Here is a 24,827-nt window from a genome sequence, read left to right as displayed (position 1 = left end):
ATGAAAGGAATTCGATTGAACAGGGGGCGTTTACTGCCATTACTGCTGGTTTTGCTGGTAGTAACAGTGGGTCGTCCCTTTGCTGACGGGGAGTCATCAAAATCGGGCAATCCGTCATCAAAACCTGCCGACCAGTCATCTAAATCTGTCGGTCAGTCATCTAAGCCTGTCGGCCAGTCATCCAAGCCTGCCGATACGCCCGAAAAGTGGATGGAAACCATGATTCAGGCCACTCAAAATCTTACCTATCGCGGACACTTTGTTTACCAACAGGGTGCTAATCTTGAGACCCTGGCAGTTACGCATACGCTTCAGAAGGTGAATGGTAAGTCAGAAGAGCTGGAGAGTATTGCTTACCTTGATGGATTGCCCAGAGAGATGGTTCGTCAGGGAAACAATATCACTTTTGCCAGCGCTGGAAGAGAGCCTGCAAGGTTTGAGCACGAGTCTCTGGTTCCTATGGTGGGGCGTTTTACTTCCGGTCATTTTGACAAACATTACAAACTGAAGCCAGCTGCACTGGACAGGGTGGCTGGCAGGGAAGCCGTTCAGCTGCTGGTGGTACCAACGGACCGCTTCCGTTACGGTTATCAATTATGGCTGGATCGTCGAACCGGTCTGCTGCTCAAGTCCGTTATGGTGGACAAAGAAGGCAGGATCATCGAGAGAATGCAGTTTACCAGCCTTGAATTTCCGAAAGAGTTGACTTCGCAAGAGCTGGAGCGATTAAAACGGAAACTGCCTGAATCATCGGGCAAGAATGTAGTGAAACTTAGCAGTAAATCAGTCCCTGAAAAGGCTGAATGGAAATGGGAAACTGGCTGGATACCTGAAGGCTTTTCGCCTCGTGGCCACAGCAGTAGAAACTCAGCTGTCAGTAATCAAAAGGTGGATACTCTGAACTTTTCTGATGGACTGGCCAGTTTTTCAGTATTTGTTGAGCCGGATGAAACCCGGGTATTGAGTCAGGCTACTGAGCAGATCGGTTCTATGGCAGCAGTGTCTAAAGTCTTTCGTAACGGTGAAAAGTATTTTCATGTCACTGTTTTGGGAGAGATTCCATTGGGTACGGCCGAGAGGATAGCGGTTTCAGTTCGCCCCAGGGAACAGAGTCGGAAGGCAGATAAATGATTGAGGAAGAAGGCAGGGTTGTGGCTATTGAGCAGGGGGCTGTCTGGGTAGAAACCATTCGCAAAAGCACCTGTTCGAGTTGCAGTGTACGAAATGGCTGTGGTCAGAATCTGCTTGAGAAGTATCGCTCCAATAAACATCAGTCGTATATCCAGGCGATCAATGACTTCTCTATTGAAGAGGATGATCAGGTCATCATAGGTATACCTGAAAGTGCGTTGATGAGAGCCTCGTTTCTGGTTTATCTGATGCCATTGGTAGCTATGATGGGGGCACTCTTGCTGGCCACGGCTGTTGGCTGGAATGATTTTTTTACCGCCTTGTCTGCTATGGCAGGCCTTGCTGCGGGGTTTGTTTCCGTGCGTATGCTGGGTCATTCAACCAGCGACCAATGTCGCGTCAGGGTGATAAAGGTGATGCCCCGCAAGTTGGTCGGACCTGAACTAATCACAATCGATCAGTCCTGGTCTGCATAAACAGCTTAAAACAAAGAAAAATGTTTTTTAACATGAAAAATGAATATGGAAAGTTAGCCATCAGAATATTTTTCATAATAAACGTTATAACCATTCATTCACAAAACCCATTTTGGGTCTCTAATCACAAGGTGTAAGGAGAAGTCAGGTTCATGAACAGGGTCAACCTTCTCTTCAGGAACTTTATTTATTTTCTGAGTCTCTCGCTGCTTTCATTGCAAATGGTTAAGGCCACTGAGTTACCGGACTTTGACCGATTGTTTGAAGAGGCCTCGCCCGCAGTCGTTAATATCAGCACACTTGCGACCCCAAAACAGGGGCGTGGGCAGATTTATGGTCCGGGCAGCGAAGAGTTGCCCGAGATATTTCGTCGCTATTTTGGTTTACCCATGCCTGAGGCGCCTTCTGGTAAGCCGCAGCCCATGTCCCTGGGTTCCGGATTTATCATCTCTAATGATGGCTATATCCTTACTAACAATCATGTGGTGCAGGGTGCAGATAAAATTATCGTCAGACTGCATGATCGCAGTGAGAAGGTGGCCAAACTGATTGGTGCCGACAAGCGCTCTGATCTGGCGTTGCTTAAAATTGAGAGTGATGCCAATTTGCCCGCAGTGAAGATGGGTAATTCGGAAGATATTAAACCGGGACAATGGGTGGCAGCTATTGGTTCACCCTTTAACTTTGAGTATTCCATCACCAAAGGCATTGTTAGTGCTCTGGACAGAAGTCTGCCCAGTGACGCCTATGTTCCATTCATTCAGACAGATGTGCCTATTAACCCGGGTAATTCCGGTGGCCCGCTGTTCAACATGAAGGGTGAAGTGATTGGTATCAATTCCCAGATTTTTACCCGCTCCGGTGGTTTCATGGGGCTGTCTTTCGCTATTCCTTCGGACCATGTTGAATGGGCTGTTGAACAGCTTAAGGATAAAGGCTATGTCTCTCGTGGCTGGCTGGGGGTGGCTATTCAGGAGGTGGATCGCGATCTGGCAGAGTCTTTTGGTCTTGAAAAGCCGATGGGGGCCCTGATCAGTCAGATTGTGCCCAGTGGACCTGCAGATAAAGCCAAGTTGCAACCAGGCGATATCATTACCCGGGTCAATGGTCGTGAGATCATGAGATCTGGTGCTCTTCCCATGGCAATTGGTGTTATCAAGTCGGAAGACAAGGCAACGCTTGAGCTGATTCGTGAAGGCAAGAAAAAAATCATTAAGGTGGAAGTCGGTGAGTTGCCTGATGAGCAGGGGCAGGGCTCAGAACGTCCTCAAAGCATAGATATTAAAAAGAACCGTCTGGGTATCCAGGTCGAAGCCCTCAATGATGACTATCGCAACAAGTTGCGCCTTGAAAAGAGTGTTAAAGGAGTGGTGGTGACTGGCGAGATTTCAGGTGTGGGTCGATCCATTGGTCTTCGTAAAGGGGATGTTATCACAGATCTGAATAATGACCGTATTCAATCAGTTAAGGACTTTAACAAGGTAGTGGCTGATCTTCCTGTAGATCGCTCGGTTTCCATGAGGGTAATTCGTGGTGGGCAGTCAGGCTACATCACATTCCGGCTGACCGAATAATTCAGTTCTGGTTGGGGTTTCAGGTCTTCAGGGGTGATCTGTATCTTCAGATGCTGTAGACTTCGTCTGAATTTACAGCAGCTTCGCGCCTTTGTTTCAGGCTCGCGAAGACCCTGCAAGCTGAACAACTGTCCTCGTGAAAGAGATTGAGCTCTGAACGGGGACAAATTTTTTGTAGTGATGCAATCGTGAGCGACTTAAGTCATATCAGGAATTTCTCCATTATTGCCCATATCGACCACGGTAAGTCGACGCTGGCAGATCGCTTTATCCAGTCCTGCGGAGGGTTAAGTGATCGTGAAATGCAAGCCCAGGTTCTTGACTCCATGGAACTTGAGCGTGAGCGTGGTATTACCATCAAGGCGCAGAGTGTCACTCTGGACTATACCGCTAAAGACGGTATCACCTACCAGTTGAATTTCATTGATACGCCCGGACACGTAGACTTTTCCTATGAAGTTTCACGTTCTCTTTCTGCCTGTGAAGGTGCTCTGTTGGTAGTGGATGCTGCTCAGGGCGTTGAAGCTCAGTCTGTGGCAAACTGTTACACCGCAATCGAGCAAGGGCTGGAAGTGATGCCCGTGCTGAATAAAATGGATCTGCCTCAGGCAGAACCTGAGCGAGTTGCGCAGGAAATCGAAGAAATTATCGGTATTGATGCCCTGGATGCAGTACGCTGCTCCGCCAAGAGTGGTCTGGGTATTGACGATGTGCTTGAGCGTCTGGTTCAGACTATTCCTGCTCCAGAAGGTGATGTCGACGGTGAGTTGCAGGCCTTGATTATTGATTCATGGTTTGATAATTATCTCGGTATTGTATCTCTGGTCCGTGTCAAGAACGGTACCTTGAAGAAAGGTGACAAGGTGCTCGTCAAATCGACTGGCCAGACCCACGGCGTAGATAATGTGGGTATCTTCTCTCCAAAGATGGATGCTACTGGTGAACTGAAAGCGGGTGAAGTCGGCTATGTTATCGCCGGCATCAAGGACATTCATGGAGCACCAGTGGGCGATACCCTGACTCTGGCAAAAACACCGGGTGTTCAGGAGCTACCAGGTTTTCAGAAGGTCAAACCTCAAGTTTATGCAGGTCTTTTCCCGGTCAGCTCTGACGACTTTGAGTCTTTCCGTGAAGCCCTGGAAAAACTGAGTCTTAATGATGCTTCTTTGTTCTACGAGCCTGAAAGCAGTGATGCCCTGGGCTTTGGTTTCCGCTGTGGCTTCCTGGGTATGCTGCATATGGAGATCATTCAGGAGCGACTTGAACGTGAATATAACCTGGATCTGATTACTACTGCACCGACGGTTATCTACCAAGTAGAGCTGAAAAATGGCGATCTGGTAGAGGTTGATAACCCATCCAAACTACCAGATCCAGCTGGTATCCAGGAAATCAGGGAGCCCATCGTTCAGGCAAATATTCTGGTTCCCCAGGATTATCTGGGTAACGTGATCTCCCTGTGTGTTGAGCGTCGGGGAGTTCAGAAAGACATGCAGTTCACTGGCAGCCAGGTGGCAATAACCTATGATATGCCTATGAACGAGGTGGTTCTGGATTTTTTTGATCGTCTGAAGTCTGTTAGTCGCGGTTTTGCGTCTTTGGACTACAGTTTTGATCGTTTTGAAACGGCCAACATGGTTAAGCTGGATATTCTGATCAATGGTGAGAAAGTTGATGCACTGGCTCTGATTGCTCATAGAGATCATGCAGTCTCCAGAGGTCGTTCACTGGCTGAAAAGATGAAAGAGATTATCCCGCGCCAGATGTTTGATGTGGCCATTCAGGCTGCAGTAGGTGGTCAGATCTGTGCACGGACCACTGTTAAGGCGCTGCGCAAGAATGTGACTGCGAAATGTTACGGTGGTGATGCTTCTCGTAAGCGTAAGCTGCTTGAGAAGCAGAAAGCAGGTAAGAAACGGATGAAGCAGGTGGGGCGGGTTGAAATTCCTCAGGAAGCTTTTCTTGCTGTGCTTAAGGTAGATAAATAACTGACCTTTGATAAAAAGTGTCAGGGTTACTCAATGGAGAGTCTGTCATAACAGGCGGGCTTCCCATGAACATGAAAAAACATCCCGTTGAGGCAGCTTAGATTCTGCCTTGGCAGCAATTTTGGTAGAAAAAAGATCGGGTATCTGAGAACAAATAACCATGGATATTAATTTTCCACTGCTGTTGGTTCTGGCGGTTTTTATTACAGGTCTGGTTGCGCTGTTTGACAGGCTGGTTCTATTGCCCAAAAGAAAGGCGGCCATAGAAAGCTTCAACTCCAGTTCGGGTTCTGAGCCGGACGAGGAGACTCTGGTCAGTCTGGAGAAAGAGCCCAGTATTATTGAGACCTCGAAGTCGATATTTCCGGTTCTGGCTCTGGTGCTGGTGGTCCGGTCTTTTCTCTTTGAGCCCTTTCAGATTCCCTCCGGTTCCATGATACCTACCCTGCAGGTGGGAGACTTTATTTTGGTAAACAAGTTTGAATACGGACTTCGTCTACCGGTCATTGGTACCAAAATTGTCTCCATCAATGAGCCAGAGCGTGGCGATGTTATGGTCTTCAAGGAGCCACAAAATCCGAATATCAATTTTATCAAGCGGGTGATTGGTATACCGGGAGATGAAATTCGCTATTTGAACAAGAAACTCACCATCAATGGCAAGCCGGTTCCCGAGAAATACATCGCGCAACTGAGGGATGAAAGTCGAGCTTATCAGCTGTTTGAAGAGACCATTGATGATAAAAGCTTCGAGATTCGCAAGGACCTGGGCGTGAGAAGTCTGCGAGCTGAAGGAATCTGGGTCATTCCCCAAGGGCAGTATTTTATGATGGGGGATAACCGGGATCGCAGTAACGACAGTCGATATTGGGGAACCGTGCCTGAGAAGAATATTGTCGGTAAAGCCGTTTATATCTGGATGCACTGGCCGAGCTGGACTCAGCTGCCCGGTTTCAAGAATAATGGGACAATAAATTAATTATTCTCTCGGTTTGGCTCTGCCTGTTATGGTGAGCAGAGACAGAGTTGTCCCGGGGTTTAAAAAACGGACAATAATAGCCCGGCGGGAGGGATCATGACCGTTGCAAAAAACAGACAAAAAGGACTGAGTACTTTGGGCTGGCTGGTAGCTATACTGGTCGGTGGTTTTATGATCATGTTGACTCTCAAGGTGACACCGGTCTATCTGGATGATTATGCCATCAAGAAAGTGCTGACGTCTTTGGATACCAGGCCAGGTATTAAAGAAGCGGGAGTGCAGCAGGTAAGAGAATGGCTAAATAAGGGGCTCTCGACTAACCGGGTGCAGCTGGCCAGGGAAGAATCCAATGTTCTTCGGAATAAGGGCCAGTCGGTGGCGGTTGAAATCAATTATGAGCGTCGTGTACACCTGGTGCACAACGCTGATCTTGTATTAACTTTTGAACATAACTGGAATGCTAAAACTCAGTGAAGACTGATGAACTTGCCCGGCTGGAAAGACGGCTGGGCTATACATTTTCTGATCGTAACCGGCTGGAGCTGGCTCTGACCCACAGGAGCTGTGGCAGTCGTAATAATGAACGACTCGAATTCCTTGGGGATTCCATCGTTAACTTTGTCATCGCAGAAGCTCTGTTTGAGCGTTTTCCTGATGCCCGGGAAGGCCAGCTAAGCCGACTGCGTGCTCGTATGGTACGAGGAGCGACACTGGCTGAAATTGGCCGTGAATTCCAGTTGGGAGACTCTCTGCGATTGGGTTCGGGTGAGTTGAAGAGTGGTGGTTATCGTCGCGAATCCATTTTGGCGGATGCGGTAGAAGCGATTATTGGTGCCATCTATCTGGATGCTGGCATGGAGGCTTGTCGTGCGCGTATTCGCAGCTGGTTTACTGATCGTTTGGCAGGGCTCTCCGTCACCGATCAGCAGAACAAGGACCCTAAAACCCGTCTGCAAGAGTTCCTTCAGGCTCGTCAGAATCCTCTGCCAAAATATCGGGTGTTGAATATTGAAGGTGATGCCCATGATCAGGTGTTCACTGTGGTTTGTGAGCTGGAAAGTCTGGACATAACCACTGAAGGTCAGGGGCCCAGTCGTCGAGGGGCAGAGCAGCAAGCTGCCCGTTTTGCATTGGAAAAACTGCGAGTAGATAATCAATGATTTCAGCCGTGACCGGATCTGAAGCAGTGACTGAAGGTCAACGATGTGGCTACGTGGCAATTGTCGGGCGCCCTAATGTAGGTAAATCAACGCTGCTCAACCATGTTCTGGGACAGAAGCTGTCCATTACCTCCCGCCGTCCCCAGACCACACGACACCAGGTTCTTGGTATAAAGACGGAAGATAATGTACAAACCATATTTGTGGATACCCCCGGTATGCACAAAGTGGAAAAGAAGGCCATTAACCGTTACATGAACCGTGCTGCCAGCAGTGCTCTGACCGGTGTTGATGCCGTCGTGTTTGTTGTCGATCGTTTGACCTGGACCGAAGAAGACCAGCTCGTGCTCACTAAACTCAGTCATGCCAAGTGTCCGATTATTCTGGTACTGAACAAGGTCGATCGTCTCAAGGAACGCAAAGAAGAGCTGATGCAGTTTATGCAGGAAGTTTCTGATAAGGCGAACTTTAAAGCTATTATTCCGGTGTCGGCTCTGCATGGTCATAACCTGAAAGAACTGGAAAAATTGATTGCTGATCTGATGCCTGAGAGTATTCACTTCTTCCCGGAAGACCAGATCACTGATCGCAGTTCCCGCTTCATGGCCGCTGAGCTGATTCGTGAAAAGATCATGCGTCAGCTGGGTGACGAACTGCCTTACGAAATGACGGTTGAGATCGAAGAGTTCAAGCAGGAAATGCGTCCAAAAGGCCCATTGCTGGTCATCAGTGGTCTGATTCTGGTTGAACGCTCCAGTCAAAAGGCGATTGTCATTGGTGATAAGGGTGCCAGACTGAGACAGATCGGTCAGGAAGCCCGGATTGATATGGAAAAAATGTTCGACAGCAAGGTCATGTTGAATCTCTGGGTTAAGGTCAGGGGAGGCTGGTCTGACGATGACAGGGCTCTGAAAAGCCTTGGCTACGACTTCGACTGATGAATGAACTGAGCGCAGCCTGGATGCTGCACAGCAGACCCTACAAGGAGCGCTCTGTTATTGCTGAATTCCTGGTGAAAGACCATGGCCGTATTGCCATGGTTATCAGAGGGGTTCGTCAGGCAAAATCCCGCTCCTGGGCTATTCAGCCCTTTACCCGGCTCTTCGTCAGTTGGAGAGGGCGGTCAGAACTGAAAACTCTCAACAGCTTTGAAACCGCTGCCGCCATAAACCTGAAGGGACAATCACTCTACTGTGGTTTTTATCTGAATGAACTCTTGATGCGTTCAGTGTTGCCAGGACAGCATGTTGAGGGGTTGTTCGACCTGTACAGTGCTGTGCTGCAACAACTGACTTCGGGAGCGCCTCTGCAACCTTTGTTGAGAGTGTTTGAGATTGAATTGCTGGAAATAACTGGCTACGCCCCGTCATTGACTTCTGACGCTGCATCAGGGACAGACATAAAACCCGATCTGCTTTATGAATTCAAAGCCGGAGTGGGTTTTATACCTGTTCTTGAGCTTAGGGAAAAAGACCGGTCCCACTATTTTTCCGGAGAGCTGCTGCTGTCTCTGGCAGAGAGGCGTTTTGACAAGGTTCGGCATTATCCGGGCTATAAACGATTAACCCGTCTGGCACTGGTTCCTCTGGTGGGAGAGAAGCCGCTGAAAAGTCGGGAATTTTTCCGTACCAGGGAGAAGTTTGTCTCATGATTCCTCACAACCGCATCCTGCTGGGTGTGAACATTGATCATATCGCAACCATCCGTCAGGCCCGGGGAGGTACTTACCCTGATCCGGTTCAGGCCGCCATTGAGGCGGAGCAGGCAGGAGCCGATGGTATCACTCTGCATTTGCGTGAAGATCGCCGTCATATTCTGGATCGGGATGTCAGGCTGATTCGCCATGTACTTCAGACCCGTATGAATCTGGAGATGGCTGCTACGGAAGAAATGTTAGCCATTGCTGAAGAGGTTCTGCCTCACGCAGTTTGCCTGGTACCCGAAAAACGCGAAGAGCTGACCACCGAAGGGGGGCTGGATATTGTTGGACAGATGTCTTCCATCTCCTCTGCCTGCTCGCGAATGGCAAAGGCTGGTATCGAAGTTTCTCTTTTCATTGATCCGGATCTGGGGCAGATAGAAGCTTCTGTGGAAGCGGGAGCGCCTGTCATTGAACTACATACTGGTGCATACGCCGATGCAGAAACACCAGAAGCTATGCAGACAGAGCTGGACAGGCTGAAAAAAGCCACTGAGTTTGCCCTGTCTAAAGGCTTAATAGTGAATGCCGGGCATGGTTTGAACTATCAGAACGTGGAGCCTGTTGCTGCTATCAATGGTATGAATGAATTGAATATTGGTCATTCTATTATTGGTCGGGCATTTTTTAGCGGATTGAAAACTGCCGTAAAAGAGATGAAGACCTTAATGCTGAGAGCTTCTCTTCATAAATGATTGCAGGCATAGGCACGGATATCGCCAGTATTGCGCGATTCAGGAAAATCCTGGAGCGGCGGGCAGAGGCCTTTACTCGCAGAATTCTTACGGATTCCGAGCTGGAAATCTTTGCGTCCCACCCCCAGCAGGCAGCCTGGCTGGCCAAACGCTTTGCGGCCAAGGAAGCCGCTTCCAAGGCTCTGGGAACCGGCATAGGCAAGGTTTCGTTTCGGCATCTTGAGACATTCAGTGATGAGAGGGGCGCGCCTCGTATGCGTTTTTTGGACTACGCCCGGGAACTTCAAAAAGAGAGGGGGATAAAAGCGATCCATCTGAGCCTTTCTGATGAAGCAGAGCATGCTCTCGCTTTTGTTATCCTTGAGTGCTAACCCTGATTGTTATCACTCGTTTCCACGTTCTGACGATGTCGCAAAACTCTCTTCAGGCTGGGAACGAGCTGTTGGAGTTTTACGACAGCCTCTGGTTGGGGGAGGATATCAATAAGAGCGGCCCAAACAATGCCATCTATTCCGTGGCTGAGTTAGCTCTGTCCTCCGGTTTTGCTACAGCCGCATCAATATCAGAAGGATTCCCTTCCAGATCATCTCCAGCGTCGTTAGGGCCATATAAATGGCTGGTCCCGAGATGTTCTTGCAGCATTTCTTTTCCGGATTCAAGCTCACTGTCAGCGGCGTCAACTTCAAGAGAATGTCTCACCTCAAAGGTTCGGGTAGCAATATTAAATGTGACGTCAACAGCTACTGATTCTCCAGTTTTTGTGAAATTAGCCGGACTGACACGAAAAACACTCCTGAGCTTATCTGTAACGTCGTAATTGGCACATAAATAGCTCGTCCCGGGATATTGACTCAGCATTTCTAGCCAGGACTCAGCTTCGCGGTAAGCTGATTTAACTTCAAGAGGGTTCGTCATCATGAACATGGCTTCTATTAAATCGTCGGCTAAAATTGCCTTGTTTACCGAGTTAAAATGCCATGCATTATAGAATTCAGCATTATCAGGAACATGAATGGCGAATATGCAACCATTAAGCTCTGTAGCTTGAACATTCTCATTGATCCCAATCCATTCACGTTCATCCACATGCAATTGTAAGATTTTATTATCATTGTTTTCAGAATTATCATCAGAAGTCTTAATAGAATATGAAGACAAGCCTCTAGTCTCATAGCGATATCTATAATCAGAAGTGTCTATAAAGCGAGGGGCTTTATTTTTATCAAAATTTTCCGTGATGGCTTTCTGCCTATCTGGCTCCATTAGCTTCTGGTAAGGACCCGCAGTAGATTGATTAGTTCCATAAGAGTTAAAATTATTCATAAGATTCTCCTTTACTTGGTTATTGGGTTATTCCGTAGTCACTGCCCAGAATTTGCAGGCCCCTTTTGAACTTGAAGAGTTGCAACCCGGAAAAATCCGCGAGCTTCAGCTCAAAATAAACAGCTGTGTCCTGTACTAATTTTAGATGCAACAAAATAAAAAAAGTTCCTGAACACTGGTACAAAGTTGAAATTAAATTAACAATCAAAAAGACACCCATAAATTTGCTTTACCATCCACCTGGTCTACTTTTTCACCCATCACTGATTTTTTACCCAGACAGGTAAGTTCATGGCCCAAGCTCGCAATACCCTGATTGATCCCGGCACAACGCCTTATTACCACTGCATGGCAAGATGTGTTCGTCAGGCTTACCTCTGTGGAGAGAACCACCTGACTGGCAAGAACTACGAGCATCGCCGTCAGTGGGTGGTGGATAAACTCCGGGAACTGGTTTCAGTCTTTGCTATCGAAGTCTGTGCTTACGCTATCATGTCGAATCATTATCATGTGGTTTTGCACATCAATCAGTCATCTGCCAGAGGCTGGTCACGGAATCAAGTGCTTCACCGTTGGACGACCTTGTTCAGAGGTCCGCTTCTGGTGCAAAGGCATCTGGCCGCTGACAAGCTGGGCAGAGCTGAATTGGCCCGTATCGATGAATATGCTGAGGAATACCGGCGTCGTTTAACGGATATCAGCTGGTTTATGCGCTGCCTGAATGAACATCTTGCTCGTGAGGCCAACAAAGAAGACCAGTGTAAAGGACGCTTCTGGGAAGGACGCTTTAAAAGCCAGGCATTGCTGGACGAAGCAGCGTTACTGACCTGCATGACCTACGTTGACTTGAATCCGATTCGGGCTGGAAAGGTAGAAACACCGGAAGAATCAGACTACACGTCGATTCAGGAACGCGTAGAGCAGGTTACACATTCTGAGACTAAAAATCAGCCGCTGACCCTGAAACCTTTTTGTTTGCAGGGCCAGAATACGGACGTTGCCCTTCCGTACCTTCTTCACGACTATCTGGAACTGGTTGACTGGAGTGGCCGCATTGTCAGGGCAGACAAGAAAGGTTCCATCCCGTCGTGTACCCCTCCGATTCTTGAAAGATTGGAAATTGATCCGGATGAGTGGCTGAAAACCATGCAATGGAATAATCGTTTTTATCGGGCAGTTGGCCGTCTGAAGGCGATGAAGGCTTATGCACTTGAAGCCGGACAGAAGTGGCTTCGAGGTTTAAACGCCTGCAGTCGTTTGTACCTGACAGGTTAGCGTAGAAGTCAGTTAAGACGTCAAAGACCCTCTCTTTATCTCTCTTCGACTTATGTCGGAATGAATTTGCATTGTCTAAATTATGGCTTGAACAGCCTCTGTTCCTTGGGTGGCGCTGTGTGGTTCGTTGATACGCTACTTGAAGATAGATTTTTCTGATCCTTTTTGGGAGTACACATTTTTGAATGTCTTATTTTTTTCCCCTGAAGAGACATTTTTATGGGTGTCTTAATTTTTTTATTTTTATTTGGGTGTCTTAATTTTTTCTCACTTGAATAAACCTTCATTAACTGCAATTGCTTGCGAGAAGGACTCTCATGATCGTAAGGAGTGACAGAACGGGTGAGTGCGTACGCTGCCTGAGCACCCGATAACCGGGCAGATTTGTCCTCAGTCGGGCCTGATCTTGTTGGTTGAATGCTCTCCATAGCTTTGATCTCCTTGATTTCTCTCCTTGAAATGAGACCCTTACTTTATTCCGGTACCGGGCCTCTTTGTCTGCACCACATCAGTTCACGAAAGCGCACTCAGAAGGTGAAAATCAGAGTCATAGGGTGACACACGAACGCTTTTTATCTTTCGGCTTTTCAGGCTGATCTCAACTTTCGGTTTATGGTTCAACTTCAATCGGGTGTCCGGCTGCAGCCATAATATCCAGATCCGATTTCAGTCTGTCACTGAGATATTTGTAAATGTCGGCATTTTCGTAAGTGCGGGTATTTCCCAAGAGCACTGGCAGGACAAAGTCCTTGTCATTTTTAAGGGACTCAGTTGCATAGATCAAGACCATAGGGTTTTCTGCAATGAGCACTCTCAAGAGGGATTCGTTGTTTTTTACTGTCTGCCCGGCATATTTTATGGAATGAAAACTATATCGGGTAGCTGCCACAACCACATCTGGGGTATTTTTGAGATCGGTACTGGCATACTCAAGCGCAACACAGCCAGGATCACTAATGGCAAGCATTACCAGAGGTTTATGCTTTTTGAGACGATCGCTGGCATATTCTAATAACCGCCCTCGCGATCCTATTGCAGACTTGGCTATTTCGAAATCATCCCTGAATGCGTCGGAGACATAACGGAATAACATCGGGTTTTGTTCTATCAGGAAAAGCACCAGATCCTTATCGTGATCTAAATTAAAGTCCTCACGCAAGAGTGTAAAAGTAAGCTCCGGGTGGAAGTCTTCAATGACCATGTGGGTCAGCAGTTCCTTTATTATTCTTTCCGCATCATCGGGTTTGAGCCGTTTGCTGGCGTTGGCTAACATTTGGCGAAGTTCCGAACTTCTGCACGAGCCCTGAAATGCCTCAAGAGTTTCATGAGTATTTTTGGCTAGTTCATGTAACAACTTGTATTCGTCGTCCAGATAATCAACGAACGCATAGTTTTTGTGACATCGATTCCTGTTGCGGCTTTCGAATACATCCACTACCAGGCAATGTTTGAATGTCCAGTTATTTACAGAGTCGCTCAGCCCGATTTGAGACTTTTTAACCAGCGTTTCAAAATTCCATTCGTCAAGATTTTCACCACGATTAAATTTGTTGATTGACATATCCAGGTCGGTCAGTCCGCTCAGAACAGTCACTAATTTCACAAAGCCCTCTTGTAATGCTTTTTTTGAATCAACCTGAGTGTATTCTATGGTCATTTTCAATGCATTTTTATTGAAACTGACCGCCATTGGCAGTGAATGACTATCAATCGATGCGCAGCGCAGTGTCTGGATCAAAAACCAGAAACGCTTCAATTTACCCTGTAAGTGTGTGTTTTCCTCGTCTTGGGAAAATTTATCAGAGATGTCGAGGCGGAGTGTACGGCCCTTGCCTCCCTCGGCCTGTTCCAGCATGGATATAGTGCAGACGTGTACTCCGAGTGTTGCACTGACAAAAGCGGCATCCACCATATTAAGTATCCGTAGCCTTAATGTGGCAAGTTTGCTCAGTACCGACATGCAATTGTCGTTTAATAGTCCCCAGGCGCCCTGGGGGAGTATATTAATCAGCACTTCGGTGTATGAAATTTTGGTGATTTGTCCCTGCCCTGATGCTTCTGCCACCGAGTCGAGTGCAAGAACGAATTGCTGATGAAGCCAATAAACCAGGTCGTGGGCAGAACTAATATTGAACACAGATATGGGCCGGGTCAGTTTTTGCAATCTATCCTGCAAGGTCTGGCAATCGCTTAGCCACTGTCTGAAATTCGCGGGCTGGTCGGGTAATTCCAGCTCGGTGGTCAGCGGCAAGACCACCTTTAAGCGCAGTTCATCAATGGCATCTTTCAGGCTTTTGCATTGTATTTTAAGGCGTCGGATTTTCTGGGTAAAGGATTTGACTTTGGATGGTGCAGTATTCGATTCAGATGCTGTGGCCAGACCTAAAAAGTGCTGATAACCAGAGACAAACAGGTCTAAATCCTTCTGTAGTTGCTGAATCTCAATGTCAAGTTGTTGTAATAGTTTCGATCGGTTTGCTGACATGCTGACTGCCTTACTTCGGCCCGGGCCAAGGCAGCGACTTGTTATACGGTCAGGGTGGAAATAGTCAAGCAACCGGTTATTCTGGCGGTTCAGCCAGGCAAAACCGTCGTCGACACGGGTGAAGTTGGGTGGTTCCGCAGGACTGGTTGCGGCTGAGCTGACGATATCCTGACCGGAAGTGGTGCTCCTGGCCTGCCAATAGGCAGACTGGTCGCCTGACAGCAAACAGGCTCCGGGGCTGCCGGCAAAACTGCCTGCTACCAGTGTTACCTGTTGTCCGCTGCTCTGTCTTAATGCCTCAAAATACTGACAACCAGCCAACAGACAGGGTATACCCGCCTGACGCAGGGTGATGGCAACATGATCGTTAGTTCCTCCCTGTTTGAACACGCAGCCACCCAGACGTTTTAAAATATCAGGCGCCAGCATCCAGTCACTGGCGTGATTGGCAAACAGAAGGGTTCCGGGCGGAATCTGTTCTGCGTTGACCGGTTCGGTGACCGCCAGGGCGACACCACTGCAACAACCTTCACTGACCATGGTTCCTTTAGCCAGTGGCAGGGTTGGCGCAGGTGCAGAGAAACGGGTACTGCCCGGCAGCTCGGTCACTGGTCGACTCTGGAACATGTGGAGTTGCAGATCGCCATCCACGCCGAACTCAGCATCGACCGGGCAACAGAACATATCTTCCAGCTTTTCTATGTTTTTCTGCAGTTCTTGCAATATCTCGTCAGAGAGCATGATCTCTTTTGCATCGGTGGTTGCCGTGTTGCTGCGTTCGATATAACCCACTTCACCGGTCTTTTCATCGGTGATTTTTTCCAGGACAAACTGTGTCGTAATATCACCCGGGGTAAATTGCCGATCTGGTTGGCTGTTTCTGTCGTCACTGCGCTTGATCGAATAACGATGGGGGCGGATACCTGTGGTTCCGGAGACCGCCCCCCGGGGTTGACCCAGTGCATATTCCACCTCAATGGTATTGTCCTGCAGTGTTGAGTGGCTGATCACTGCGCCCCCCAGCAGGCAATGAATGCACTGCTGGAACACCAGCGCCATGGGCTTTACTTGCCCGTTTGGACAGACTTCAGGCCGGTAGGCGGAGGACAGGACTTGCAGGCAGGTTTTCAGGATATCGCCGCCACCATGAACCCGGGAATCATAGCGACCGGCCTGGGCATTGCCGAAGCAGTCTTCATCAACGCCGGAACTGCGGACGATGCAGGCTTCGCTGGCTTGTTGCTGAAGCACAAAGTAGCGATGACGAATATCCTCGGCAGCACTGATATTTTCTACCTGTTGATAGAAATCCTCACTGGCAATAAATTCGGATAACCCCTTGAGCCATTTTGATTGTTGCTGATGCGGTAGTTCGGTAACGATCGTGCGCAATTGTTCCAGGCTGAATGATTCCTGACTTCGCGTGTCAATATCTGGCAAAAAGGGCAACAGGCATTTTGTGGGGAAAGGCTGTTGCTCGAGCCTGGCGATCAGGGCTGTGTCAACCACAGTGAAGGGTGGAACCGGTATCCTGGCCTGCTGCATACGGTGCAGAAACAGTCCCTTGCCGCCAAAAGAGGATCGGATTTGCTCGTCTGTGATGAGAGTAGAAATGCCAGGTGGCAAGTCATGGCAGGCAGGCTTGCTATTTTTCGTATCCGGGCGTTCGATACCACGAGCGGATAGCGGAGTAAAAGACGGGAAAGCTTCACCTGGATCAACCTTCATTGACCGCAGCTTCTTGTGAGGAGGGCTCTCATGATCGTTAGGAGTGATAGAACGGGTGAGTGCGTACGCTGCCTGACCAGCCGACAACCTGGCGGATTTGTCCTCAGTCGGGCCTGATCTTGTTGGTTGAATGCTCTCCATAGCTTTAATCTCCTTGATTTCTCTCCTTGAAATGAGAGCCTTACTTTATTCCGGTATCGGGCCTCTTTGTCTGCACCACATCAGTTCACAAAAGCGCACTCAGAAGGTGAAAATCAGAGTCACAGGATGACACACGAACGCTTTTTATCTTTCGGCTTTTCAGGCTGATCTGAACTCGCGGTTTCAGGTTCAATTTTAATCGGGTGCCCGGCTGCGGCCATAATATCCGGATCCGATTTCAGTCTGTCACTGAGATATTTGTAAATGTGGACATTTTCGTAAATGTGGGTATTTCCTGAGAGCACTGGCAGGACAAAGTCCTTGTCATTTTTAAGGGACTCAGTTGCATAGATCAAGACCAAAGGGTTTTCTGCAATGAGGACTCTCAAGAGGGATTCGTTGTTTTTTACTGTCTGCCCGGCATATTGAAAGGAATGATAATTATATCGGGTAGCTGCCATAACCACTTCAGGGTCATTTTTGAGATCGGTACTGGCATACTCAAGAGAAATACCGCCAGGATCACTAATGGCATGCATTACCAGAGATTTATCCTTTTTGAAACGATCGCTGGCATATTTTAATAACCGCCCTCGCGATCTTATTGCAGAATTGGCTATATCGAAATCATCCCTGAATGCGTCGGAGACAAAACGGAATAACATCGGGTTTTGTTCTATCAGGAAAAGCACCAGATCCTTATCGTGATCTAAATTAAAGTCCTCACGCAAGAGTGTAAAAGTAAGCTCCGGGTGGAAGTCTTCAATGACCATGTGGGTCAGCAGTTCCTTTGTTATTCTTGCCGCATCATCGGGTTTGAGCTGTTTGCTGGCATCGGCTAACATTTGGCGAAGTTCTGAACTTCTGTACCAGGCCCGAAATGCCTCAAGAGTTTCATGAGTTTTTTTGGCCACTTCATGTAACAACTTGCATTCGTCGTCCAGATAATCAACGAACGCATAGTTTTTGTAACATCGACGCACGTCACGGCTTTCGAATACATCCACTACCAGGCAATGTTTGAATATCCAGTTATTTACAGAGTCGCTCAGCCCGATTTGAGACTTTTTAACCAGCGTTTCAAAATTCCATTCGTCAAGATTTTCACCACGATTAAATTTGTTGATTGACATATCCAGGTCGGTCAGTCCGCTCAGAACAGTCACTAATTTCACAAAACTATCTTGTAATGCTTTTTTTGAATCAACCTGAGTGTATTCTATGGTCATTTTCCATGCATTTTTATTGAAACTGATTGCCATTGGCAGTGAATGACTATCAATCGATGCGCAGCGGAGTGTCTGTACCAAAAACCAGAAACGCTTCAATTTACCCTGTAAGTGTGTGTTGAACCCGTTTTCAGAAAAATTATCAGAGATGTCGAGGCGGAGTGTACGGCCCCTGCCTCCCTCGGCCTCTTCCAGCATGCTTATGGTGCAGACGTGCACTCCGAGTTTCGCACTGACAAAAGCGGCATCCACCATATTAAGCATGCGTAGCCTTGTTATGGGAAGTTTGCTCGCTACCGACATGCACTTGTCGTTTAATAGTCCCAAAGCGCCCTGAGGGAGTATATTAATCAGCACTCTGGCGTCTGTAATTTTGGTGATTTGTCCCTGCCCTGATGCTTCTGCCACCGGGGCGAGTGCATCAACGAATCGCTGATGAAGCCAGTAAACCAGGTCGTGGGCAGAACTAATATTGAGTATAAATTCGGGCCGGGTCAGTTTTTGCAATCTATCCTGCAAGGTCTGGCAATCGCTTAGCCACTGTCTGAAATTCGCAGGTTGGTCGGGTAATTCCAGCTCGGTGGTTAGCGGCAAGACCACCTTTAAGCGCAGTTTATCAATGGCATCTTTCAGGCTTTTGCAGTGTTTTTCAAGGAGATGGGTTACCTCGGTAAAGGGTTTGACTTTGGATGGTGCAGTATTTGATTCAGATGCTGTGGCCAGACCTAAAAAGTGCTGATAACCAGAGACAAACAGGTCTAAATCCTTCTGTAGTTGCTGAATCTCAAGGTCAAGTTGTTGTAATAGTTTCGATCGGTTTGCTGACATGCTGACTGCCTTACTTCGGCCCGGGCCAAGGCAGCGACTTGTTATACGGTCAGGGTGAAAATAGTCAAGCAACCGGTGATTCTGGCGATTCAGCCAGGCAAAACCGTCGTCGACACGGGTAAAGTCGGGTGGTTCCGCAGGACTGGTTGCGGCTGAGCTGATGATATCCTGACCGGAAGTGGTGCTCCTGGCCTGCCAATAGGCAGACTGGTCGCCTGACAGCAAACAGGCTCCGGGGCTGCCGACAAAACTGCCAGCCACCAGTGTTACCTGTTGTCCGCTGCTCTGTCTTAATGCTTCAGAATACTGAGAACCAGCCAACAGACAGCTTACACCTGCCTGTCGCAAGGTGATGGCAACATGATCATTGGTTCCTCCCTGTTTGAACACGCAGCCGCCCAGACGTTTTAAAATATCAGGTGCCAGCATCCAGTCACTGGCGTGATTGGCAAACAGAATGGCACCGGGTGGAATCTGTTCCGCATTGACCGGTTCGGTGACCATCAGGGCGACACCACTGCAACAACCTTCACTGACCATGGTTCCTTTAGCCAGTGGCAGGGTTGGCGCAGGTGCAGAGAAACGGGTACTGCCCGGCAGCTCGGTCACTGGTCGACTTTGGAACACGTGGAGTTGCAGATCGCCATCCACGCCGAACTCAGCATCGACCGGGCAACAGAACATATCTTCCAGCTTTTCTATGTTTTTCTGCAGTTCTTGCAATATCTCGTCAGAGAGCATGATGTCTTTTGCATCAGTAGTTGCCGTGTTGCTCCGTTCGATATAACCCGCTTCACCGGTCTCTTCATCGGTGATTTTTTCCAGGACAAACTGTGTCGTAATATCACCCGGGGTAAATTGCCGATTTGGTTGACTGTTTTTATCGTCACTGCGCCTGATTGTATAGCGATGGGGGCGAATTCCTGTTGTTCCGGAGACCGCCCCCCGCGGCTGACCCAGAGCATATTCCACCTGAATGGCATTGTCCTGTAGTGTTGAGTGGCTGATCACTACGCCCCCTAGCTGGCAATGAATGCACTGCTGCAGGACCAGCGCCATGGGCTTTACCTGTCCATTTGGACAGACTTCAGGTCGGTAGCCGGACGACAGGACTTGCAGGCAGGTTTTCAGGATATCGCCGCCGCCATGAACCCGGGAATCATAGCGACCGGCCTGGGCATTGCCGAAGCAGTCTTCATCGACGCCGGAACTGCGAACGATGCAGGCTTCGCTGGCTTGTTGACGAAGCATGAAGTAGCGATGACGAATATATCGGGCAGCACTGATATTTTCTACCTGTTGATAGAAATCCTCACTGGCAATAAATTCGGATAACCCCTTGAGCCATTTTGATTGTTGCTGATGCGGTAGTTCGGTAACGATCGTGCGCAATTGTTCCAGGCTGAATGATGCCTGACCCCGCGTGCCAATATCTGGCAAAAAAGGCAACAGGCATATTGCGGGAAAAGACTGTTGCTCCAGCCTGGCGATCAGGGTTGTGTCAACCACCGTGAAGGGTGGAACCGGGATCCCGGCTTGCTGCATACGGTGCAGAAACAGGCCCTTGCCGCCCACGAAGCCCCGGGATTGCCTGTCATCGGTGGCTGGCAAGGTGGCAGGTTGCAAGTTATGGCTGGCAGACCCGCAGATATCCGTATTCGGAAGTTTGATATCACGATCAGGTAGTTGAGGATAAGAGAGAACGGTTTTATCTGAATCATCCGTCATGTGCCCCACGCAAGGAGGGGAGTCTTGCCCGGCAGAAATAACAGAATGAGCGAATGCCCGTCCGATGCAGCGGTCTGCTTCACTGGCAGATTCGGGCAAAGTAAAGCCCGTCGTTGTTGGTTGAGTCTTTTCCATGACTGTGATCTCCTTAATCCCTCTTACCTTTGACCGGTGCTTTTGAAAAAAGTTTCAACTACCCGTCAGTCCGGATCCAGGCGGCAGGAACTTTTTGGATATAAAAAAGTCAGAAAGCATCAATACCGGTTTTAAATGAACCTTAATGTCAACACCATCATCCCGATGAAGGCAGTTATTTTATCGTCAGGCTCCTGGCGGCAATACGAGTGAGGTAATTCTAATCCGGACATCACAATGGCTTTCCAATGACTCTAAGGATTATTGATATGGATTCATTACCAACAACAGGAAATTCACTCTCGACAGTATCGTTTACGAACCCTGAGAGTTGTTCGGCGCAATCTGGCAAAAATTCAAACACTGCACATTGCCTGTCCCCGGGTAGTAAAGAGCAGCTAAGACAGGAATTGCGGGCAGCTCTGAAGGCAGGCACTTTCGGTGCTCGACAGATTGAGGTGTGCGACTCGGAATCATGTTTTACAAGATTCGAAAGAGAGTCGGTTTATCTTGACCATAACGACGAGCTTCCTAAAGCACCAAGACCTGTCAACCTGATTATCGAAGACGTACCCTCGATGTTAGTAAGACCAAACGATGTCATAGTCGGCATTCTAAAACCCGATACGCTCGCTGCTTATAAAGATCATGCCGGCACATTTTCTTTAGAGGAAAATACGTTAAAACCAGATGAACTGTCTACTAAATGCCTACCTGACCACAGTTCACTGCGATTGAAAAAGCTCGAGCAAGCTGACCGGCTCTGTAGTGTCTATAGGGAATCTACGTCAGGTGAACTGCGGCCGAACGGCACATTCAAACCGCCCGAATTCAGGGAAAAAGATAATGAAAAGTTAAGACGCCCTGCAGAATGGCTCACCACCGGGTATACAAAATCACAAATCAAGTGTTTTCTGACTGTAAAAGAGAACATTGCCAAAGGTGTTAGCGATCATTTGCAGGATAAACACCAATTAGAAGAGGCTTTTGGCATAGACCCATTGCCCTGGCTGGTTTATTCCCGGCAAGGCGGTTCTGCAGAAGTTTATTTTGAGGATGAACTCCACCGTGATCAGCTGTTAACGCTTAATGAAACCAAGCTTGGTAATTTTGCGATATCCCATAACATTTCTGAAGAGATCCTGAAGAGGTTATTGAATCTTCTGCCAATGCCGTTAAAAGCAGAAATCCTGAATCAACAGCATCTGCCAACGGTGCAGTTTCGAACTCAGGACATTATAAAACTGGTAACGAATCCGGATTGCTTCACTCGTGAACGCTTACGGGAGTTAATAGACCAGGGTTTCCCTGTTCAAAAAAAAGTACTTTACCGGGGAGAATACCAAACAATATTTGATTTATTGATCAAGTCAGCAACCGTATCTTGGCGGAACGATAAGCTTTACAGAATGACGGGTAATGACGAATTCCAGTGCCTGAGCTGGGCAGATTATCAGGAAGATATCCTTATCCAATTATCCACTGATCTGGCCAGATGCGGAGTGCCTGTTACTGAGAAAACCGCCAATAGGCTTTTAGAGGAATTTTATTCAAAAAGACTTTTCTGCCACTTGAAGGCATTGGGAGTATCCTACCAGGGTACAGATTTATGGTCTTTAATGATTGATCACGACTCTATCACCGATCCGGCTGTGATGCTGGAGTTTCATCAACGTTGCCAGAGACTCAGCTCAGCACAACTGCAGGAAGCGTTTCACCTTGTCCTTCGAAGACCTTTTGAGGGACATCATCCCTGTAAACAACTTAAGAAATATTTACTAGCGTTGTTTCATTTTGGCAAGCCCAATGAGCAAACATTAAGCGCCATCAGAAAAAAAATAGCAGACACCAGCGCTAACGGCATTAAAAAATCCCTGGGAACGCTAAGCACAGATGATTATATCCACTGGGTTAAAGCACTCTGGGAGCGGCGAGATCAAGAGTCCTTTTACCGGCAATGGCCAGAAAAAGTCAAAACAGAGCAGCAACAAATAGTCAAACTGCAAAAGTCCCTCGGCCTCACCGACTGTCGATCTGTCCAATCCGCCTCCCTGACGCAACCAGAGGCGTTGCAATTTCTCGTCGACGCCTTCGGCGTACCACCGGTTTTGCCCAATGCCAGGGATAACGAGGAGACCATTCTGAAAATACTGCAGCATTATTACCGACGTCCCGGACCGGAGCGAGTCATCCAATGCCTTGGCAGTGACACATTGCCCGGGGTATGGAAGCCTGATCACAACTGCAGTCATGTATTGCGGGCCCGGAACAATCTGATGTGGTATATCGAGTTGCTGGAGAAATTCGATCTGATGCATTTCTCTGAACCTGAAAAGAACCTGTTGTCATTGGCAATCATCTATCATGATGCCGCTGCAGAAAATGTCCCCAAAGAGGATGAAGAAGAAAGGGCGGCCAGCTATTTCAAGCGGGATCTGAAGGGGCAGTACCCACAACATCAGCTGGATGATATTGCCGAAGCACTGGCCCGCAAGGAAGATGACGTAGAGGGTAAGAGTGACCAGAATATTTCCACACGGGTTCGCGGTTATCTGCATGTACTGCGCTTTGCTGACCGCATGGACTTTATCCGATTCACCGGGGTTGATGCCTCGTTCCCGGGGTTCTTGACAGGACGACAGAAGTTCTGGCAGTTTGACCCATCGCGCCTGGATCTGCCGTCGCAACTGACCCGGAATTTCAGCCTTGATCCTGCCCTGAAACCGGACTTGCAACAGCAACTGGAAGCCGCCATGCACGGTGCTGCTGATCTGCTACAGGTCACTGGCAGTGATCATGAAGACCTCCGGACGCTTTCTTATGTTCAAACTTTCCGGCTCCAGCCTGACAGGACCGCTATCACCGATAAATTTGAACAGACGCCCCTGCCTCTGCAGAACATGGAAAAATACCTGGATGATAACGTCCGGCGCTATATTGCCAGCCGTGCAGGCATTAACACCTGTTCCAGCCCTGACCATACAGAGTGCAAAACGGACCAGCAAAAGGGGATTACCCGTGGCATCCACAACAGTTTCCATGATCTCAGACAAGTCAGAGTGCCTGAAAGAATGACCCGTCTGGAAAAAATGCAATGTCGCCACGGTTTCAGATTACTGAGTACTGAAACACAAGAGGCCATCGTTCAGGAGGTGCAACGACTGCAATCCGAAGGGATACTCATGAGCCTCGGCACATTAACCCAGGAAACCCTGAAATCACCCCTGGCGAAAAGATCGCTTGAGCAAAGAGGATTTGCGGTGGTTAATGAGAAACGCTTCAGGGGATATGACGAGAAAGGTAAAGTACACCTGCAGGAAATGCTGGTGCCTGTGAAGGTTCCGCCTGATCGTAATGAAGCGAACAAGCAACAAGGCTGGCTGGAATAGATACAGCCAGCCCTCATAAAGAGACGAGGCAAAATCGCAACAAACTGACACCTTGCAGGCAGGTTTGAATGCGGACTGTTTAGAAATGATAAATGATTAATGGAATTATTTTGTAGTGGCACTGTCTAAAGCCGCAGGGATTAAAGAAATCAGCTTAATTCCGTTGTCAGATTACTTGATACTACAAATATTCGCTGAATATTTTGTGAAATATATGATCACAAGTGTCGGTAAAACTTATTCTCTGTGAGGGTAAGATAATTTGGACGATTTATAATTTTGAAACAGGACGTACCTTACTATGAATGTAAACACTCAAGCACCGAGTCATCAAACAATTGACCGAGGCACACAAACAGATTCAAGCACGGATTCAAATGTTGGCAGGTTTCTGCGGCTGACCGTAAAAAAATCACTCACCGAAAACTTCCTCTGGGATGCCCGTGATTGGAAATATAATGATCCTGTCGAAATAAGGTTTGGTCCGGGCTTACTAATGAGGACAATCGGTATTTCTACCGGTATCGTTTGCTGTTTGGCTGCCGGGCAACTAATGTCACTTCATCCTCTGGGGCTTGCGGGTGCTGCGGCAACCGGGTTCATTCTTGGCGGGCAATCAGGTTTTCTGGCCGAGGCAGCCTTTACTAGAGAGTGTCAGCGATTACGAGATCTTGAAGAAGCACTTAATATTCAGCAAGAGCGACGCGCAAACCAGCGTTCAAGCATCCCCCGGGATGAAAACAGAACGAATGCTCCACCCTCATATGATGAATCTGAGCATTACGAGCGCCTTCGCCAAAGTGAAGTAATTTCATCGGTTTAATCAGCGTTTCAAAATACTATTTGTCAGTATTTTCACTGGGA

Annotated in this window: 17 protein-coding genes; 14 read left to right on the top strand and 3 right to left on the bottom strand. The window is 48.1% G+C overall.

Going from position 1 to position 24,827, the window contains the following annotated elements; translation table 11 throughout:
- The 11 genes from ACO6V5_RS08090 (at position 1) to acpS (ending at position 10,073) form a co-directional block, all read left to right on the top strand.
- Positions 1-1,131 carry a MucB/RseB C-terminal domain-containing protein gene (locus ACO6V5_RS08090; protein ID WP_422133537.1) on the top strand — a complete coding sequence of 377 codons (1,131 nt, stop codon included), beginning with the start codon at positions 1-3 and terminating at the stop codon, positions 1,129-1,131.
- The gene (locus ACO6V5_RS08085) at positions 1,128-1,607 is read left to right on the top strand and encodes a SoxR reducing system RseC family protein (RefSeq protein ID WP_422409017.1); all 480 of its coding nucleotides are present in this window, start codon (positions 1,128-1,130) and stop codon (positions 1,605-1,607) included. Before ACO6V5_RS08090 ends, ACO6V5_RS08085 begins: the two co-directional genes overlap by 4 nt.
- A gap of 152 nt (positions 1,608-1,759) precedes the next feature.
- Positions 1,760-3,181, top strand: a complete 1,422-nt coding sequence (locus ACO6V5_RS08080) for a DegQ family serine endoprotease (RefSeq protein ID WP_422133539.1) — start codon at positions 1,760-1,762, stop codon at positions 3,179-3,181.
- Positions 3,182-3,369: 188 nt separating this feature from the next.
- The gene (gene lepA / locus ACO6V5_RS08075) at positions 3,370-5,169 is read left to right on the top strand and encodes a translation elongation factor 4 (RefSeq protein WP_422133540.1); all 1,800 of its coding nucleotides are present in this window, start codon (positions 3,370-3,372) and stop codon (positions 5,167-5,169) included.
- A gap of 160 nt (positions 5,170-5,329) precedes the next feature.
- Positions 5,330-6,148: a signal peptidase I gene (lepB, locus tag ACO6V5_RS08070; protein WP_422133541.1), complete on the top strand. Its 819-nt coding sequence runs from the start codon at positions 5,330-5,332 to the stop codon at positions 6,146-6,148.
- A gap of 96 nt (positions 6,149-6,244) precedes the next feature.
- A complete protein-coding gene (locus ACO6V5_RS08065; RefSeq protein ID WP_422133542.1) occupies positions 6,245-6,622 on the top strand; it encodes a DUF4845 domain-containing protein in 378 nt (125 codons plus the stop codon).
- Entirely contained in the window at positions 6,619-7,308 is a 690-nt protein-coding gene (gene rnc, locus ACO6V5_RS08060; protein ID WP_422133543.1) for a ribonuclease III, read from the top strand. Before ACO6V5_RS08065 ends, rnc begins: the two co-directional genes overlap by 4 nt.
- The gene (gene era / locus ACO6V5_RS08055) at positions 7,305-8,246 is read left to right on the top strand and encodes a GTPase Era (RefSeq protein ID WP_422133544.1); all 942 of its coding nucleotides are present in this window, start codon (positions 7,305-7,307) and stop codon (positions 8,244-8,246) included. The genes rnc and era overlap by 4 nt, the downstream gene beginning before the upstream one ends.
- On the top strand, positions 8,246-8,959 hold the full coding sequence (gene recO / locus ACO6V5_RS08050; RefSeq protein WP_422133545.1) for a DNA repair protein RecO: 714 nt from the start codon (positions 8,246-8,248) through the stop codon (positions 8,957-8,959). The genes era and recO overlap by 1 nt, the downstream gene beginning before the upstream one ends.
- A complete protein-coding gene (pdxJ, locus tag ACO6V5_RS08045; protein ID WP_422133546.1) occupies positions 8,956-9,702 on the top strand; it encodes a pyridoxine 5'-phosphate synthase in 747 nt (248 codons plus the stop codon). The genes recO and pdxJ overlap by 4 nt, the downstream gene beginning before the upstream one ends.
- Positions 9,699-10,073 carry a holo-ACP synthase gene (acpS, locus tag ACO6V5_RS08040; RefSeq protein ID WP_422133547.1) on the top strand — a complete coding sequence of 125 codons (375 nt, stop codon included), beginning with the start codon at positions 9,699-9,701 and terminating at the stop codon, positions 10,071-10,073. Before pdxJ ends, acpS begins: the two co-directional genes overlap by 4 nt.
- A 136-nt stretch (positions 10,074-10,209) precedes the next feature.
- On the opposite strand, the gene ACO6V5_RS08035 is transcribed toward acpS, so the two are convergent.
- Complete coding sequence (locus ACO6V5_RS08035; RefSeq protein WP_422409012.1) at positions 10,210-11,025, bottom strand: hypothetical protein; 816 nt, start codon at positions 11,023-11,025, stop codon at positions 10,210-10,212.
- Between the two features lie 291 nt (positions 11,026-11,316).
- Between ACO6V5_RS08035 and ACO6V5_RS08030 the strand changes: the two genes are divergently transcribed.
- Positions 11,317-12,300, top strand: a complete 984-nt coding sequence (locus ACO6V5_RS08030; protein WP_422409010.1) for a transposase — start codon at positions 11,317-11,319, stop codon at positions 12,298-12,300.
- Between the two features lie 610 nt (positions 12,301-12,910).
- Here the strand turns inward: ACO6V5_RS08030 and ACO6V5_RS08025 are convergent.
- Positions 12,911-16,654 carry a DUF4116 domain-containing protein gene (locus ACO6V5_RS08025; RefSeq protein ID WP_422409008.1) on the bottom strand — a complete coding sequence of 1,248 codons (3,744 nt, stop codon included), beginning with the start codon at positions 16,652-16,654 and terminating at the stop codon, positions 12,911-12,913.
- A 119-nt stretch (positions 16,655-16,773) separates the two neighbouring features.
- Positions 16,774-20,574, bottom strand: coding sequence for a DUF4116 domain-containing protein (locus ACO6V5_RS08020; RefSeq protein ID WP_422409006.1), 3,801 nt, complete (start codon positions 20,572-20,574; stop codon positions 16,774-16,776).
- Positions 20,575-20,843: 269 nt separating this feature from the next.
- Here ACO6V5_RS08020 and ACO6V5_RS08015 point away from each other — a divergent pair, with 269 nt between their 5' ends.
- Both ACO6V5_RS08015 and ACO6V5_RS08010 read left to right on the top strand, forming a co-directional pair.
- Positions 20,844-23,963, top strand: a complete 3,120-nt coding sequence (locus tag ACO6V5_RS08015; RefSeq protein ID WP_422409004.1) for a hypothetical protein — start codon at positions 20,844-20,846, stop codon at positions 23,961-23,963.
- 301 nt (positions 23,964-24,264) lie between these two features.
- The gene (locus ACO6V5_RS08010; protein ID WP_422409002.1) at positions 24,265-24,786 is read left to right on the top strand and encodes a hypothetical protein; all 522 of its coding nucleotides are present in this window, start codon (positions 24,265-24,267) and stop codon (positions 24,784-24,786) included.
- Positions 24,787-24,827 lie beyond the last annotated feature (41 nt).

This window comes from Endozoicomonas sp. ALD068 (genome assembly GCF_049310145.1).
Classification (GTDB): domain Bacteria; phylum Pseudomonadota; class Gammaproteobacteria; order Pseudomonadales; family Endozoicomonadaceae; genus Endozoicomonas_A.
Note: the sequence above shows the minus strand (reverse complement) of the source record. Positions and strands in the feature narration are given on the sequence as shown.

What these genes read in the sequence shown, in the direction of transcription:
- ACO6V5_RS08090 (WP_422133537.1), top strand. Translation starts at nt 1, where the DNA reads ATGAAAGGAATTCGATTGAACAGGGGGCGTTTACTGCCATTACTGCTG.
- ACO6V5_RS08085 (WP_422409017.1), top strand. Translation starts at nt 1,128, where the DNA reads ATGATTGAGGAAGAAGGCAGGGTTGTGGCTATTGAGCAGGGGGCTGTC.
- ACO6V5_RS08080 (WP_422133539.1), top strand. Translation starts at nt 1,760, where the DNA reads ATGAACAGGGTCAACCTTCTCTTCAGGAACTTTATTTATTTTCTGAGT.
- lepB (WP_422133541.1), top strand. Translation starts at nt 5,330, where the DNA reads ATGGATATTAATTTTCCACTGCTGTTGGTTCTGGCGGTTTTTATTACA.
- ACO6V5_RS08065 (WP_422133542.1), top strand. Translation starts at nt 6,245, where the DNA reads ATGACCGTTGCAAAAAACAGACAAAAAGGACTGAGTACTTTGGGCTGG.
- era (WP_422133544.1), top strand. Translation starts at nt 7,305, where the DNA reads ATGATTTCAGCCGTGACCGGATCTGAAGCAGTGACTGAAGGTCAACGA.
- recO (WP_422133545.1), top strand. Translation starts at nt 8,246, where the DNA reads ATGAATGAACTGAGCGCAGCCTGGATGCTGCACAGCAGACCCTACAAG.
- pdxJ (WP_422133546.1), top strand. Translation starts at nt 8,956, where the DNA reads ATGATTCCTCACAACCGCATCCTGCTGGGTGTGAACATTGATCATATC.
- acpS (WP_422133547.1), top strand. Translation starts at nt 9,699, where the DNA reads ATGATTGCAGGCATAGGCACGGATATCGCCAGTATTGCGCGATTCAGG.
- ACO6V5_RS08035 (WP_422409012.1), bottom strand. Translation starts at nt 11,025, where the DNA reads ATGAATAATTTTAACTCTTATGGAACTAATCAATCTACTGCGGGTCCT.
- ACO6V5_RS08030 (WP_422409010.1), top strand. Translation starts at nt 11,317, where the DNA reads ATGGCCCAAGCTCGCAATACCCTGATTGATCCCGGCACAACGCCTTAT.
- ACO6V5_RS08025 (WP_422409008.1), bottom strand. Translation starts at nt 16,654, where the DNA reads ATGGAGAGCATTCAACCAACAAGATCAGGCCCGACTGAGGACAAATCC.
- ACO6V5_RS08020 (WP_422409006.1), bottom strand. Translation starts at nt 20,574, where the DNA reads ATGGAAAAGACTCAACCAACAACGACGGGCTTTACTTTGCCCGAATCT.
- ACO6V5_RS08015 (WP_422409004.1), top strand. Translation starts at nt 20,844, where the DNA reads ATGGATTCATTACCAACAACAGGAAATTCACTCTCGACAGTATCGTTT.
- ACO6V5_RS08010 (WP_422409002.1), top strand. Translation starts at nt 24,265, where the DNA reads ATGAATGTAAACACTCAAGCACCGAGTCATCAAACAATTGACCGAGGC.